This is a genomic window from Burkholderia sp. BDU5 (genome assembly GCF_001522845.1).
In the GTDB taxonomy this organism is placed as follows: Bacteria; Pseudomonadota; Gammaproteobacteria; order Burkholderiales; family Burkholderiaceae; genus Burkholderia; species Burkholderia mayonis.
Map to the genome: position 1 here is coordinate 1 of NZ_LOWC01000109.1, position 13,694 is coordinate 13,694.

Consider the following 13,694-nt stretch of genomic DNA (forward strand, 5'->3'; position numbering starts at 1 on the left):
ATCCTCGTCGGCCTGCAGGTGCCGCAGGCGGACCACGCGGAGTTCGACCGCTTTCTCGCGGCGCTCGGCTATCCGTTCTGGGAAGAAAGCGACAATCCCGCGTATCGTCTCTTCCTGTCGTAATCCGGAATCCACATACGATATGAACCCCGAACACTCCCCGCTCGGCAAGACGACCGTCTACTCGGGCGCCTACGACGCGTCGCTCCTGTTTCCGATTCCGCGCGCGGGCGCGCGCGAACAGATCGGCATCGGCACGCAGTTGCCGTTCTTCGGCACCGACATCTGGAACGCGTACGAGCTGTCGTGGCTCAACGCACGCGGCAAGCCGCAAGTCGCGATTGCGACGTTCTACGTGCCGGCCGAATCGCCGAACATCGTCGAATCGAAGTCGTTCAAGCTGTATCTCGGTTCGTTCGCGCAGACCGCGTTCGAATCGGCCGACGCGGTGCGCGACACGCTCAAGCGCGACGTGTCCGCCGCGTGCGGCGCGAATGCGACGGTGCGCCTGTCGACGCCCACCGAGTTCCGCAAGCTGCGGATGGAGGAACTCGACGGGCTGTCGCTCGATCGCCTCGATCTCGAAGCCGATGTCTACGAACCCGATCCGTCGTTCCTCACCGCATCGCACGAAGAAGCGCCCGTCGAGGAAACGCTCGTGACTGATCTGCTCAAATCGAACTGCCCGGTGACGGGCCAGCCCGACTGGGGCAGCGTGCAGATCCACTATGTCGGCGCGCCGATCGATCATGCGGGCCTGTTGCGCTACATCATCTCGTTTCGCAATCACACGGGCTTTCATGAGCAGTGCGTCGAGCGGATCTTCATCGACATCCTGCGCGCGTGCAAGCCGGTGAAGCTCGCCGTCTACGCGCGCTACACGCGCCGCGGCGGGCTCGACATCAATCCGTTCCGCACGAACTACAACCAGCCGATGCCGGACAACGCGCGAACTGCGCGGCAGTGACGCCCGCGGTGCGGAAGCCGTTCGGCGCCGCGCGGCCGGTACCGGCACCCTGCGATCCGCTCGCCGGTTCGTTTGCCCAAGAAAAACGGGGCCCCGCTCGGGACCCCGTTTTCCGTTTACCGGCCGCGCTCGCCGCGCGTCACTTCGCCGGCGCCTTGTACGCGATGCAGTCGACTTCGACCTTGCAGTCGATCACCATGCTCGACTGCACGCACGCGCGCGCGGGCGGATGCTCGCCGAAGTACGAGATGAAGACCTTGTTGAACGACGCGAAGTCACGCGCGTCGTCGAGCCACACGCCGCAGCGCACGACGTGCTCGAGACCGTAGCCCGCTTCCTTCAGGATCGCGATCACGTTCTCGATCGCCTGCTTCGACTGCGTGACGATCCCGCCCTCGACGACCTCGCCGCTCACCATCGGCGTCTGGCCGGACACGTAAAGCCACCCGTCCGCCTCGACCGCACGCGCGAACGGCATCACCTGACCGCCCGTGCCCTTCGCTTCGCCCACGCCATATCGCTTCATCGTTTCACTCCTTCGTTTCGTTTGCCAACACGCGCCGCCTGCGCGATGCAGGCGACGCGCGACGATCGGTCGCCGGCGCGCGCGTCGAACGGCCCGCGCGCGCCGAAATCCGTCAATCGAGAATGCTCAGAACGCATCGTCCGCCGTCGCCGCAGCGCGCTCGCCGCGCGCGACGAAGCGGCCCGCGCGCTCGCCCGTCGGCTCGCCGTCGCGATACGACAGCACGCCGTTCACCCACACAGCCTCGATTCCGTGCGCGGGCTGCTGCGGCTTGTCGAACGTCGCGGCGTCGCGCACCCGCTCGGCGTCGAACAGCACGAGATCCGCGTGATAGCCGACCCGCACCTCGCCGCGCTGCGCGAGCCCGAAGCGCCGCGCGGATAGCGACGTCATCTTGCGCACCGCCTCTTCGAGCGGAATCAGCCGCTCGTCACGCGCGTAGTGGCCGAGCACGCGCGGGAACGCGCCCCAGAGACGCGGATGCGGCAGCGGATCGTTCGGCAGGCCGTCGGAGCCGACCATCGTCGCCGGATGCGACAGGATCCGGCGCACGTCGTCCTCCGACATGTTGTGATAGACGGCGCCCGCCGGTTGCAGGCGGCGCGCCGCGTCCTGCTCCGGGACGCCCCATTCGGCCGCGATCGCCTTCAACAGCTTGCCCGCCATCTCCGGATGCGGATTGGACCATGTGATCGTGATGTCGATGTCGCCCGTCGCCTGCTTGACGTCGAGCGTCGACGAGCTGCGGCTGTACGGATAGCAGTCGCAGCCGACGGGCTGGAGCCGCCGCGCGCCTTCGAGCGACGCGAGCACTTCGGCGCTGCGTCCCCAGTTCGACGGCCCCGCGCACTTCAGATGCGAGATCACGACGGGCACGCGCGCGTGCCGGCCGACGCGATATGCCTCGTCCATCGCATCGAGGATCGCGTCGAACTCCGTGCGCATGTGCGTCGTGTAGACGGCGCCCGCGTTCGCGAGCGGCTCGGCGAGCGCCATCACTTCTTCGGCCGGCGCGGCGAACGCCGAGCCGTACGCGAGCCCGGAGCTCAGGCCGAGCGCGCCGTGCGCGAGCGCTTCTTCGAGCTGCGCGCGCATCGCGGCGATTTCGGCGTCGGTCGCCGCGCGGTCGAGCCGGTCCATCTGGTTGTTGCGCAGCGCGGTATGGCCGACGAGCGCCGCGACGTTGACGGCCGGCTTCGCCGCGTCGACCGCGTCGACGTACGCGGCGAACGTCGGATAGCGGAACGCCGCGCGGGCGCCGAGCAGGTTCATCGGATCAGGCGGATCGCCTTTCAGCGCGACGGGCGACGCGCTGATCCCGCAGTTGCCGACGATCACCGTCGTCACGCCCTGCGAGATCTTCGGCAGCATCTGCGGCGCGTCGATCACGTGCGTGTCGTCGTGCGTGTGCACGTCGACGAAGCCGGGCGCAAGCGCCCGGCCGTTCGCCTCGATCACCTGGTCCGCGAGCCAGTTCGTCAGATTGCCGATCGCGACGATCCGGTCGCCGCGGATCGCGACGTCGCGCTCGACGCTAGGCGCGCCCGTGCCGTCGTACAACTGGGCGCCGACGATCAGCGTATCGGCTGCTTCGGGATGCGAGTGCATGTCAGTCTCCTAACGGTTGGCGGTCGCCGCCGCCGCGGTGCATGTCGAGCGCGTGCTTCATCCGGCGCAGCCGCTCGCGGCAGTCGTCGCCGAGCCGCAGCGCGACCTCGGTGACGAGCACGTCGAGCGCCATCAGCATCGCATAACGCGATGTCGACGGCTTGAAGATGAAATCGGTTTCGAACGCGACGACGGGAATCAGGTGGTCGGCGAGCTGCGCGAGCGGCGACGCCGGCGCGGTGATCGCGATGAGCGTCGCGCCATAGCGCTTCGCGAGCGAGCAGCTTTCGAGCTGCTCGGGGACGCGCCCCGTCACCGACAATGCGACGACGACGCAGCCGGGCGTCGCCGTGCTCGCGACCATCCGCTGCAGCAGCGCATCCTGATACGTCGCGACCGGCCGGCCGAAGCGCACGAGCCGAAAGCGCAGCTCGTCGGCGAGCGCGGTCGAGCCGCCGCCCTGCCCGTACACGTAGATCATGTTCGCGGCGGCGAGCGCGGCGGCCGGCTCGCCGAACGACGTCTGGCGCAGCAGCCGGTGGTTGTGCTCGAGCGCGATCTGCACATCCTCGTACACGCGCGCGACGGGCGTCTCGTCGCGCTGCGCATCGGCTGCGGCCGGGGTCAGAAAGCGCTGGCCGACGGCCGCCGCCTGCGCGAGCCGCAGCTTCAGCTCGCGCACGTCGCGGCAGCCGACCGCCTTCGCGAAGCGCGTGACGGTCGCGACGCTCACGTCCGCCTGCGCGGCGAGCGCGCTGATGCTCGCGTGCGTGGCGCGGGTCAGATCGCCGAGGATCAGCGCGGCGACCTTGCGTTCGGCGCCGCGAAGCTCGGGCGCGCACTCGGCGATCCGGGCGACGATGTCGAAGGCGGGCGGCTCGGTGGACGGAGTCATCGGCGACGGCTAGCAGGGACGGCCGGCGCGAACCGGCTTGTTAATAAATAACATTACCGCAGCGATGCTACTTTCTGTACTATCGCGAAGTCAACTTTGCATCAATATATATGGACGATGGAGCGAGATGAGATGAAAGTTACAAACTATCAGGAAGCGACGATCGATCCGTTCGGCAAGGGTCTCGGCAACGTACCGAGCGCGAGCGTGCCGCTATCGGACGCAGCCCGCCTCGAATGGAATCTGCTCGCCGAGGACGTGAGCCTGCCCGCTGCCGTGCTGTACGCGGACCGGATCGAGCACAACCTGAAGTGGATGCAGGCGTTCGTCGCCGAATACGGCGTGAAGCTCGCGCCGCACGGCAAGACGACGATGGCGCCGCAGTTGTTCCGCCGCCAGCTCGAGACGGGCGCGTGGGGCATCACGCTCGCCACCGCGCATCAGGTGCGCGCCGCGTATCACGGCGGCGTGCGGCGCGTGCTGCTCGCGAACCAGCTCGTCGGCCGGCACAACATGGCGATGATCGCCGAACTGCTGACCGACCCCGATTTCGAGTTCTTCTGCCTCGTCGATTCGGTCGACGGCATCGAGCAGCTCGGCCGCTTCTTCGGCGCGGCGAGGAAGCCGCTCAACGTGCTGCTCGAGCTCGGCGTGCCGGGCGGCCGCACCGGCGTGCGCGACGACGCGCAGCGCGACGCGGTGCTCGCCGCGATCGAGCGTCACGCGGGCGTGCTGAAGCTCGCGGGCATCGAGCTGTACGAAGGCGTGCTGAAGGAGGAAGGCGAGATCCGCGCGTTCCTGCGGCGCGCGGTGACGCTCGTGCACGCGCTCGCGGCGGCCGGCCGCTTCGCGCGCACGCCGGCGCTGCTGTCGGGCGCGGGCTCCGCGTGGTACGACGTCGTCGCCGACGAGTTCGCGCAGGCGTCGGACGCCGGCGTGATCGACGTCGTGCTGCGTCCCGGCTGCTATCTGACGCACGACGTCGGCATCTACAAGAAGGCGCAGACCGACATCTTCGCGCGCAACCCGATCGCGCAAAAGATGGGCGAGGGCCTGTTGCCCGCGCTGCAGCTTTGGGCGTACGTGCAGTCGATTCCGGAGCCGGAGCGCGCGATCGTCGCGCTCGGCAAGCGCGACTCGGCGTTCGACGCTGGCCTGCCCGAGCCGGCGCGCCACTTCCGCCCGAGCGCGGGCGGGCTGCCGCGCGACATCGCTCCGGGCGAAGGCTGGGAAGTGACCGGGCTGATGGATCAGCACGCGTACCTGAAAATCCCGGCGGGCGCGGACCTGAAGGTCGGCGACATGGTGTCGTTCGACATCTCGCACCCGTGCCTCACGTTCGACAAGTGGCGGCAGCTGCTCGTCGTCGATCCGCAGTACCGCGTGACCGAAGTGATCGAAACGTACTTCTGACGCCGACGCGAATCTCTGGCGGGCGCAAGGGCGGCGGCTGTCGCCCTTGCGGGGCGGCGCAGCGCGCGCCGCGCCGCCGCTTCCGCGCTTCGCTGCGGCCTCTTGCCTTTGCGACAAGCTCGCGCCTCGCATCATCGCGTGCGCTTTACGTCCGCTTCACGCGCGCGTCATCTGCGCCGCGGCGGGCCGGGGTACACTGCCCGTTCGTCCTGGATCATCCGCTGTTGTTCAACAGGAGAACACCATGGCAGCAAAGAAGATTCTGTTCCTGACCGGCGACTTCGCCGAAGACTACGAGACGATGGTGCCGTTCCAGGCGCTGCTCGCAATCGGCCATCACGTCGATGCCGTATGTCCCGGCAAGCGCGCGGGCGACCAGGTGAAGACGGCGATTCACGATTTCGAAGGCGACCAGACCTACACCGAGAAACCCGGCCACCAGTTCACGCTGAACGCGACGTTCGACGACGTCGACGCGACCGGCTACGACGCGATCGCGATCGCGGGCGGCCGCGCGCCCGAATATCTGCGTCTCGACCCGAAAGTGATCGCGCTCGTGCGCGCGTTCGCCGAAGCGAAGAAGCCGATTGCGGCGATCTGTCACGCCGCGCAATTGCTCGCGGCAGCCGACGTGATCCGTGGCAAGCGAATCTCCGCTTACCCGGCGTGTGCGCCGGAAGTGCGGCTCGCGGGCGGCGAATACGCGGACATCCCGGTCGACGCCGCCGTCACCGACGCGCCGTTCGTCACGGCGCCCGCATGGCCCGCGCATCCGGCGTGGCTGTCGCAATTCCTCGCGCTGCTCGGCACGCGCATCGAGCTCTGAGCCGCCGCGCGCGCCGGCACGCGACGCGCCCCACGCGCGCGCCTCGCGCTCAGCGCGGCGCGGCCTTCGTCTGCGCCGCGCCGCCCGCCTCGGCGACGCGCGCCTCCAGCATCGTCAACGCGCCGGACAGCGCGTTGAGTGCATCGTCCGGCAGCGACGCCATCGTGTCGTGCAGGAACGCGTTGCGGCGCGGCAGGCATGCTTCGAACGCCGCGCGTCCGGCCGGCGTCAGCTTCACGTTCGTCACGCGGTTGTCGCGCGAATCGGCTTCGCGGTCGATCCAGCCGAGCGTCTCGAGCGTCTTCAACTGGCGCGTGAGCGCGCCCGGATCGACGCGCAGCAGTTCGACGAGCCGCTTCTGCGACGACGCGCCGCCGTGCTGCTCGAGCGCGACCATGATGCGCCAACGCGGCAGCGGCTGCCCGACGTGCGCCTCGAACGCGGCCATGAACGCGCGGTATGTGCGTCCGAACTGCTGCAAGATCGCGATGCGGTCCTGTTCTTCCATGCGCTGACTTCGGCTCCGTAACTGACTGACTTGGATGACGTGAGCAAACGCTCGCTCACTCGGCGACGACGGCCGGCTCGAACGCGCGGCGCAGCTCGACGGGCGGCACGCGGCGGCTCTGCCACACCGCGACGAGCGCGACGAGCGCGCCGACCGCGATGCCGATGTGGATCGCGCCGACGAGGGAATCGCGCGCCGCCTCGAACAAATGGGCGCCATGATGCCCGGCGCGCACAAGTTCGTCCACCAGGCGCGTCTGCGCGGCGCGGTCGATCAGGACCTGCGGATCGGCGAGGCTCGCCTGCCAGCGCAGCGCGCCGTCCGCCGCGAGCGCGTCGTGCACGCCGCTCGCGTAGAGCTGGTTGACGAGCGTGCCCGTCAGCGCGGTGCCGACCATCCCGCCCACCATCCGCAGCGACTGGAGGAGCGCGGTCGCGATCCCGAGATGCTCGCGGCCCGCCGTCTGCTGCGCGAACACGGTCAGGTTCGGCAGCACGAAGCCGAGGCCGACGCCGCCTGCGACCATCAGCGCCATCAGCACCCAGCCTGGCGTCTCGTGCGACGACGCGACGACGCCCGCGCACGCGATCGCGAACAGCAGGAAGCCGGCGTACAGCATCGCGTTCGGGTTGCGGATCCGCGTGATCACGCGGCCGTTCATGATGCTGCCGATCGTGATGAACACGACGAGCGGCGTGATGACGACGCCCGCCTGCTGCGGCGACATCCCGAAGCCGCCCTGGAACAGCAGCGGCGCGTAGAAGAGGAGCGAGAACATCGCGAAGCCGGCGAGGATCGCGAGGATGAAGAGCGTCGACAGCGCGCGGTTCGCGAACATGTCGAACGGCAGAATCGGCTGCGCGCAGCGCTTCTCCCAGCGCCACAGCGCGACGCCGCCGGCGAGCGCGACGACGAGGAGGAGCGTCGGCCAGCCGCCGATCCCGTATTTCGGCAGCCACTCGACGAAGAGCTGCATCGCGCCGAGCGTCGCGGCGATGAGGAGCGCGCCCGGCCAGTCGAGCCGCATCTTGCTGCGGTGCTCGACGTGCCGCAGATGAGGCAGATAGCGCCAGACGAACAGGAGCGACAGCAGGCCGACCGGCAGATTCACGTAGAACACCGAGCGCCAGCCGTAGTGCTGCGTCAGCACGCCGCCGAGCGACGGTCCGACCGCGTTTGCAATCCCGAACGCCGAGCTCATCAGCACCTGCCAGCGCAGCCGCACGACCGAATCGGGAAAAAGATCGGGGATGCACGCGAACGCCGTGCCGACGAGCATCCCGCCGCCAATGCCCTGCAGCCCGCGCGCGAGCACGAGCGACAGCATGTCCTGCGCCATCCCGCACAGCACCGACGCGCCCGTGAACACGACGAGCGACGCGATCACGAACGGCTTGCGCCCATAATAGTCGCCGAGCCGGCCGAAGACCGGCACGGTGATCACCGACGCGAGCAGGTACGACGTCGCGACCCAAGCGTACAGGTCGAAGCCGCGCAGCTCGGCGACGATCGTCGGCAGCGCGGTGCCGACGACGGTCTGGTCGAGCGCGACGAGCATCGTGACGAAGGAAATGCCGAGCATCGCGAGCAGCGACTCGCGAAACGGCAGGACTTGCCCGCTCGAATGGTGGGCGGCGGTATGGACGGCCATCTTTTGTTCGTGCAACTTTTGATACATCAACGAATCAAAAATTCTATCATGCATCGGGTAATCTAGCCGGCGCCCCCATGCGATGCGCGCGCCGCGAAGGAGTCAGATGGAACCGCTCACAATCGTTGCCGGACCGACGCTGTCGGCCGAGGATCTCGACACGCTGCGGCGCGCGAAGCTCGCGCTCGAGAGCCCGTCGCTGACGGTCAAGCTGACGAGCGTCGTCGGCGCGCCCGTCGAGAAGATGATCGGCAAGCTGCCCGGCTTCGCGACCGACAAGATCAACGACGCGACGCAGCTCGCGCTGCGCAAGTGCCTGCACCTCGCGCTGCGCACGCTCGGCAAGTCGGGCGGCGTCGCGAGCGACGGCGAGACGCCGAACAAGCCGAGCAACCTGCTGCACAAGCTGGCCGTCGCGACAACGGGCGCGGCGGGCGGCGCGTTCGGCCTGTTCGCACTGCCCGTCGAGCTGCCCGTCACGACGACGCTGATGTTCCGCTCGATCTGCGACATCGCGCGCAGCGAGGGCGAGGATCTGTCGATCGCCGAGGCGCAGTTGCAATGCCTCGCGGTGCTCGGGATGGGCGGCGGCTTCGGCCCTCTGCCGGGCGCGGGCAAGAAGGACGGCAAGGGCGGCAAGGAAGAGGAAGACGCCGACATCGGCTATTTCGTGCTGCGCGGCGCGCTCGCGCAGGCGGTGTCGAAGGCGTCGTCGGAGATCGCGTCGAAAGGTTTCGCGACGCACGGCTCAACCGCCCTCTTCCGCCTCGTGCAGACGATCGCGTCGCGCTTCTCGGTGCAGGTGACCGAGCAGATCGCCGCGAAGTCGATTCCGGCGATCGGCGCCGTGCTCGGCGCGACCGTCAACACGCTGTTCATCGACCACTTCCAGCAGGCCGCGCACGGCCACTTCGCGGTGCGCCGGCTCGAGCGCGAGTACGGCCAGGCGGCCGTGAAGGCCGCGTATCAGACGATCGACGCGTCGGCCGTGCGCTGAGTCGCGCGCTCGACCGCGGTGCGCCGCACGAACGCGGCCGCGCGCACGAGCGCCCGCGCCGATTCGGGTACGAACGGCACGTAGATCTGCCATACGTGCGGCATCTCCGGCCATACCTCGAGCTCCACGTGCACACCTGCCGCGCGCGCCTTGTCGGCGACGCGCCGCGAATCGTCGAGCAGCACCTCAGTGCTGCCCGCCTGGATGAAGAGCGGCGGCAGCCCCTTGAAATCCGCATAGAGCGGCGATGCGTACGGATGCGTGCCCGGCGTGTCGCCGAGATAGAGGCGCGCCGCGCGGCCGAGCGCCGCGCCCGCGAACATCGGATCGAGGCCGTCGTGCGCGCGCAGCGTGTCGCCCGTCGCGGCGAGATCGGTCCACGGCGAAAACAGCACGGCCCCCGCGGGCAGCGGATCGCCCGCGTCGCGCAGCGCGACGAGCGTCGCGAGCGCGAGGCCGCCGCCGGCCGAATCGCCGCCGAACACGATCGACTCGGCCGGCGTGCCGGCCGCAACAAGTTGCCGGTACGCCGCGAGCGCGTCGTCGACCGCGGCCGGGAACGGATGCTCGGGCGCGAGCCGGTAGTCGAGCGAGAACGAGCGCACGCCCGCGTGCTTCGTCAGCGCGAACACGAGCGGACGGTGCGTCTGCGGTGAGCAGAAATAATAGCCGCCGCCGTGGAAATACAGCAGCATCCGGCTTTGCGGCGCGCGGCCGGACGCGGCGTCCGCGCGCTCGAGCCATTCGCCGCGCAGCGGCGCGTCGCCGGGGCCGTAGCGCTCGCGCAGCCGCCAGCCCGCGGGCGGACGGCGCGGCACACGCATCCGCAGCTTCGCCAGACGCCGCGCACGCGCCGGATCGATCACGGGACGCAGCGTCTCGGGACGAAACTGCCGGCGCAGCAGCCAGCACGCAACCTTGCTTTGCCAACTCATCGGACGTACTCCGAACCCAAACAACGTGACGATACTACGAGCGATTCGGCGCACGTCCGTCGATTGGCCCCTCTAAATCCGGATCGCCCGGCTCAGTTCGCCGGCCGGACCTGGCCGCGAATCTCGCCGCCAGGATGGGCCTTCGTGTGCACATTGAAATACCACTTGGCCGCCATCAGGTCGCCGACCTGCTCGTCGGTCAACGCCTTCTCACCTGCAATCGGACTCGCGAGCGCGTCCTTCGGAATCGGCACCTGCACGCCCGCGTTCTGGCCGACGGACGCCGGGCCGTGAAAGTGCGCGGCGGTCGCGGGTCCCGTCAGATCGCGATACGTGACGTTCCAGCGCAGCATGCGGGTTGCGGTATCGTAGGTCGCGTCGAGCGAGCCCGAGCCCTTGCTCGTCGTCGGCGGCACTTCGCTCGACGGCTGCAGGTTCGCGACGAACTTCACCGTCTCCGCACGCGCGATGCCCGCCGCGAATGCACACGCGAGCACGCCGATTCCGATCTTGCGCAATGTCAACATGATTCCTCCTTGCGATCGCCGACCGTATTGCGCGGGCGAGCTCGATGCCCGCCCGACATCCGATGGTAGTCGATCTTGTGCGCGCGGCGCTCGACGCAAAGTGGCGGCCAATCTCGCTCGGCGCCGCGTTCGGCGGCCGTTGCGCGGATGGCGGCGTGCGGCAAGCATCCGCCGAGAACAGAGATTTGCACGAAATCGTCTGAATCCGCATGCGGGGTTTCGCTACACTGCTTGTACACAGTTGCATGTTTCCTTCCGTTCGAAGGAATATCTGCGAGTTTTGACGCGGCCTTCGGGCCGCTTTTTTTGCGCGCCCCCAACGCGCGCGCGCCGCATCATCGACTGCATGGCGGCGGATCGCGTTCGCGCCGACTTCGCGCGGCATGCGCGCAACACCGCATTGCCTGCGAACGACTCGCGCGCGCCGCCATGAGCGAAATCAGCATCGTTCCCCCACGACACGACGATGCTTCACAATTTACGCGATAATCGGCTCGTCTCGAATGAAACAATGTGGAAGGCCATGCCGATTTGCCGCTTGTCGCCGCCGCTTCGCGTCACTCCGTTCGCCCGGCTCCTGTTGCGAAGCGCCCTCTGCTTATCCACGCTCGCCGCGACATCCGCACATGCGCAGGAATTCGCATTGTTCGGCGGCCTGCTCGCGGGCGGCGGCGGTCATAGCTACGCGTGGGCGTTCGATTATCAGGAAGGGCTCGGCCGCTATGCCGCCGCAGGCTTCACCTGGTACAACGAGGGACACATTCCGAATCACCATCGCGACGGCCAGGCGGTCCAGCTCTGGGGCCGACTGCCGCTGCGCGACAACCGCTTCGTGATCTCGGCAGGCGCGGGTCCGTACCGCTACTTCGACACGACCGCGGCCACCGAAGGCCGCGGCTATTCGAACTCGCACGGCTGGGGCGTGCTGATGAGCGTGCGCGCCGCGTATTACACGTCGCACCGCTGGCTCGCGCAACTGCAGGTGAACCGGACCCAGGTGTTCAGCGGGCCGAACACGACATCGCTGATGTTCGGCATCGGCTATCAGCTCGACGCGCCGGACACTCCCGGCCCGCGCGACTACGCGGCGAGCCGCGCAGGCCGCGTGACCTCGAACGAAGTCACCGCGATGCTGGGCGAGACGATCCTCAACAGCCGGCGCTCGCCGAGCGCGCTCGGCGGCAGCCTCGAATACCGGCGCGGCGTCGCGAAATACGTCGACTGGACGGCGACCTATCTATACGAAGGCTCGAAGCAGTCGATCCGCCGCAACGGAATCGCATCGCAGTTCTGGCTCACGCGCGCGTTCCTCGACGACAAGGTCGCGCTGTCGGCCGGCGCGGGCGCGTATCTGACGCTCAACGAGCGCGACATTCGCGACCGCCCCGGCGAAGGCGACGGGCGTGTGTCGGGCATCGTGTCGATATCCGCGAGCTACCGTTTCGACGATCGCTGGCTCGCGCGCATCACGTGGAATCGTGTCGTCACGCGCTACGATCGCGACACCGACGTGATTCAGGCCGGGCTCGGCTACCGGTTCTGAGTTCCGTCAATCCAGCGCGCGCAGCACGCCGATCAATTGCTTCGCGGCGACGTCCCAGCGGAATCGCGACGCATGCCGCCGCCCCTTGTCGCGCATCTCGCGCCGCAGCTCGGCATCGCCCATCAGCTGCGCGATCGTCGCCGCTATGTCGATCGCATCGTGTGCGTCGCAATACAGCGCGGCGTCGCCGCACGCCTCGGGCAGCGACGCCTCGCGCGACACGATCACCGGGCACCCGCAATACATCGCCTCGAGCGGCGGCAGGCCAAATCCTTCGTATAGCGAAGGAAACACGAAACAGCCGGCGTTCTCGTAGAGCGCCTTCAGCTCGCCGTCGCTCACGTAGCCTGCCCACGTCACGTTGCGCGCGCTTGCGTTGTCGCCGAGCGTCGACGTGCCGAAGATCTTGATGTTGCTGCCGCCCGCGATCACGAACTTGAGCTCGGGACGCGTGCGCTCGAGCCTCGCGATCGCGTCGAGCGTGCGCGCGAGATTCTTGCCTGGCGCGATCGAGCCGACGATCAGCACGAAGCCGTCGTATGCGAGACCGAGCCGCTCGAGCACCGCCGGATCGCTGTCGATCCTTCCAAAGTGATCGACGCCGGACGCGATCGTCGTCACGTCGGTCGGCGCGACGTTAAGGCGTGCGACGATCCGCTCCTTCGAGAAGCGCGACACCGTCAAGATGTGCCGCGCGTTGCGCTTCAGCATCCAGAACGCGAAGCGATACCAGAGCCGGAACGCGAGCGAATAGCCTTGCGGAAAGTCGAACACGGCGACGTCGTGAATCATCACCACCTGGTTGCGCTTGAAAAGCGGCCCGACGTTGCAGAGGCTGACGAGCGTCTGCCCGCGCGTCGCGAACGGCAGCGCGAGCTGCTCCCACAGCGCGCCGCGCAAGCGGGGCACGACGCGTCGCGCGACCGCGGGCGGCAGCGCATCGCTCGCGTGATCGCGAGGCACGACGAGCGTCGGATTGCGCTCGCCCGGCAACAGACGCGCGAGCGCCGACGTGAACTCGTGCGCGACGCGCTGCACCCCCGTCAGGCGCTGCGACGTGAACTTGCCGTTGATCGCGACGGGCGTCGGCAAGGCCGTGGCGCTCGCACGCTCGCCGGCAAATGCAACGCGATGCGGCGTGTCGTGCACCGTGCCCGCCGCCTGCGACGCGCTCGCCGACGTTACATCGACGTCCTGACGATCGCGCAGCGTGTGCAGCGACGGCTTGGATAAGGGGGAAGACAGATTCATGGCGGCTGCAACGGCGTGACGACACCCGGTTGACGAACGCATCCGCG

The 13,694-nt window shown here is 68.4% G+C and carries 13 protein-coding genes and 1 pseudogene; 6 read left to right on the forward strand and 8 right to left on the reverse strand.

Features of this window, described 5'->3' with window-relative positions:
• Together WS69_RS31235 and queF are read left to right on the forward strand one after the other, a co-directional pair.
• Positions 1–123, forward strand: a pseudogene (locus WS69_RS31235) (threonine dehydratase); the annotation flags it as partial.
• 19 nt (positions 124–142) lie between these two features.
• Positions 143–967 (forward strand): NADPH-dependent 7-cyano-7-deazaguanine reductase QueF, encoded by an 825-nt coding sequence (gene queF, locus WS69_RS16075; RefSeq protein WP_059471724.1) that lies wholly within the window; start codon positions 143–145, stop codon positions 965–967.
• A gap of 139 nt (positions 968–1,106) precedes the next feature.
• Here queF and WS69_RS16080 read toward each other — a convergent pair whose 3' ends face one another.
• The 3 genes from WS69_RS16080 to WS69_RS16090 all read right to left on the reverse strand — a co-directional run bounded on the left by WS69_RS16080 (position 1,107) and on the right by WS69_RS16090 (position 3,996).
• Entirely contained in the window at positions 1,107–1,493 is a 387-nt protein-coding gene (locus tag WS69_RS16080; protein ID WP_059471725.1) for a RidA family protein, read from the reverse strand.
• 126 nt (positions 1,494–1,619) lie between these two features.
• Positions 1,620–3,101, reverse strand: a complete 1,482-nt coding sequence (locus WS69_RS16085; protein ID WP_059471726.1) for an N-acyl-D-amino-acid deacylase family protein — start codon at positions 3,099–3,101, stop codon at positions 1,620–1,622.
• Between the two features lies 1 nt (position 3,102).
• Positions 3,103–3,996 (reverse strand): MurR/RpiR family transcriptional regulator, encoded by an 894-nt coding sequence (locus WS69_RS16090; RefSeq protein ID WP_059471727.1) that lies wholly within the window; start codon positions 3,994–3,996, stop codon positions 3,103–3,105.
• Between the two features lie 132 nt (positions 3,997–4,128).
• Between WS69_RS16090 and WS69_RS16095 the strand changes: the two genes are divergently transcribed.
• Together WS69_RS16095 and WS69_RS16100 are read left to right on the forward strand one after the other, a co-directional pair.
• Complete coding sequence (locus tag WS69_RS16095; RefSeq protein WP_059471728.1) at positions 4,129–5,409, forward strand: amino acid deaminase; 1,281 nt, start codon at positions 4,129–4,131, stop codon at positions 5,407–5,409.
• Positions 5,410–5,653: 244 nt separating this feature from the next.
• The gene (locus tag WS69_RS16100; protein ID WP_059471729.1) at positions 5,654–6,235 is read left to right on the forward strand and encodes a DJ-1/PfpI family protein; all 582 of its coding nucleotides are present in this window, start codon (positions 5,654–5,656) and stop codon (positions 6,233–6,235) included.
• A gap of 49 nt (positions 6,236–6,284) precedes the next feature.
• Here the strand turns inward: WS69_RS16100 and WS69_RS16105 are convergent, their stop codons facing one another.
• Entirely contained in the window at positions 6,285–6,743 is a 459-nt protein-coding gene (locus tag WS69_RS16105; RefSeq protein ID WP_059471730.1) for a MarR family winged helix-turn-helix transcriptional regulator, read from the reverse strand.
• A gap of 55 nt (positions 6,744–6,798) precedes the next feature.
• Positions 6,799–8,394 (reverse strand): MDR family MFS transporter, encoded by a 1,596-nt coding sequence (locus tag WS69_RS16110; protein WP_059471969.1) that lies wholly within the window; start codon positions 8,392–8,394, stop codon positions 6,799–6,801.
• A gap of 106 nt (positions 8,395–8,500) precedes the next feature.
• Here WS69_RS16110 and WS69_RS16115 point away from each other — a divergent pair, with 106 nt between their 5' ends.
• Complete coding sequence (locus WS69_RS16115) at positions 8,501–9,391, forward strand: EcsC family protein (RefSeq protein WP_059471731.1); 891 nt, start codon at positions 8,501–8,503, stop codon at positions 9,389–9,391.
• Here WS69_RS16115 and WS69_RS16120 read toward each other — a convergent pair.
• Both WS69_RS16120 and WS69_RS16125 read right to left on the reverse strand, forming a co-directional pair.
• Positions 9,361–10,326, reverse strand: a complete 966-nt coding sequence (locus tag WS69_RS16120) for an alpha/beta hydrolase (RefSeq protein ID WP_059471732.1) — start codon at positions 10,324–10,326, stop codon at positions 9,361–9,363. The genes WS69_RS16115 and WS69_RS16120 overlap by 31 nt on opposite strands.
• 92 nt (positions 10,327–10,418) lie before the next feature.
• Entirely contained in the window at positions 10,419–10,853 is a 435-nt protein-coding gene (locus WS69_RS16125) for a CHRD domain-containing protein (RefSeq protein WP_059471733.1), read from the reverse strand.
• Positions 10,854–11,376: 523 nt separating this feature from the next.
• Here WS69_RS16125 and WS69_RS16130 point away from each other — a divergent pair.
• Positions 11,377–12,396 carry a hypothetical protein gene (locus WS69_RS16130; RefSeq protein ID WP_059471734.1) on the forward strand — a complete coding sequence of 340 codons (1,020 nt, stop codon included), beginning with the start codon at positions 11,377–11,379 and terminating at the stop codon, positions 12,394–12,396.
• Positions 12,397–12,402: 6 nt separating this feature from the next.
• On the opposite strand, the gene WS69_RS16135 is transcribed toward WS69_RS16130, so the two are convergent.
• Positions 12,403–13,647, reverse strand: coding sequence for a glycosyltransferase family 4 protein (locus WS69_RS16135; RefSeq protein ID WP_059471735.1), 1,245 nt, complete (start codon positions 13,645–13,647; stop codon positions 12,403–12,405).
• Positions 13,648–13,694 lie beyond the last annotated feature (47 nt).

Bases quoted from the DNA above. Each gene is read 5' to 3' on its own strand.
- WS69_RS16110 (WP_059471969.1), bottom strand. From the start codon at position 8,394: ATGGCCGTCCATACCGCCGCCCACCATTCGAGCGGGCAAGTCCTGCCG.
- WS69_RS16085 (WP_059471726.1), bottom strand. From the start codon at position 3,101: ATGCACTCGCATCCCGAAGCAGCCGATACGCTGATCGTCGGCGCCCAG.
- WS69_RS16120 (WP_059471732.1), bottom strand. From the start codon at position 10,326: ATGAGTTGGCAAAGCAAGGTTGCGTGCTGGCTGCTGCGCCGGCAGTTT.
- WS69_RS16115 (WP_059471731.1), top strand. From the start codon at position 8,501: ATGGAACCGCTCACAATCGTTGCCGGACCGACGCTGTCGGCCGAGGAT.
- queF (WP_059471724.1), top strand. From the start codon at position 143: ATGAACCCCGAACACTCCCCGCTCGGCAAGACGACCGTCTACTCGGGC.
- WS69_RS16125 (WP_059471733.1), bottom strand. From the start codon at position 10,853: ATGTTGACATTGCGCAAGATCGGAATCGGCGTGCTCGCGTGTGCATTC.
- WS69_RS16100 (WP_059471729.1), top strand. From the start codon at position 5,654: ATGGCAGCAAAGAAGATTCTGTTCCTGACCGGCGACTTCGCCGAAGAC.
- WS69_RS16135 (WP_059471735.1), bottom strand. From the start codon at position 13,647: ATGAATCTGTCTTCCCCCTTATCCAAGCCGTCGCTGCACACGCTGCGC.
- WS69_RS16130 (WP_059471734.1), top strand. From the start codon at position 11,377: ATGCCGATTTGCCGCTTGTCGCCGCCGCTTCGCGTCACTCCGTTCGCC.
- WS69_RS16080 (WP_059471725.1), bottom strand. From the start codon at position 1,493: ATGAAGCGATATGGCGTGGGCGAAGCGAAGGGCACGGGCGGTCAGGTG.
- WS69_RS16090 (WP_059471727.1), bottom strand. From the start codon at position 3,996: ATGACTCCGTCCACCGAGCCGCCCGCCTTCGACATCGTCGCCCGGATC.
- WS69_RS16095 (WP_059471728.1), top strand. From the start codon at position 4,129: ATGAAAGTTACAAACTATCAGGAAGCGACGATCGATCCGTTCGGCAAG.
- WS69_RS16105 (WP_059471730.1), bottom strand. From the start codon at position 6,743: ATGGAAGAACAGGACCGCATCGCGATCTTGCAGCAGTTCGGACGCACA.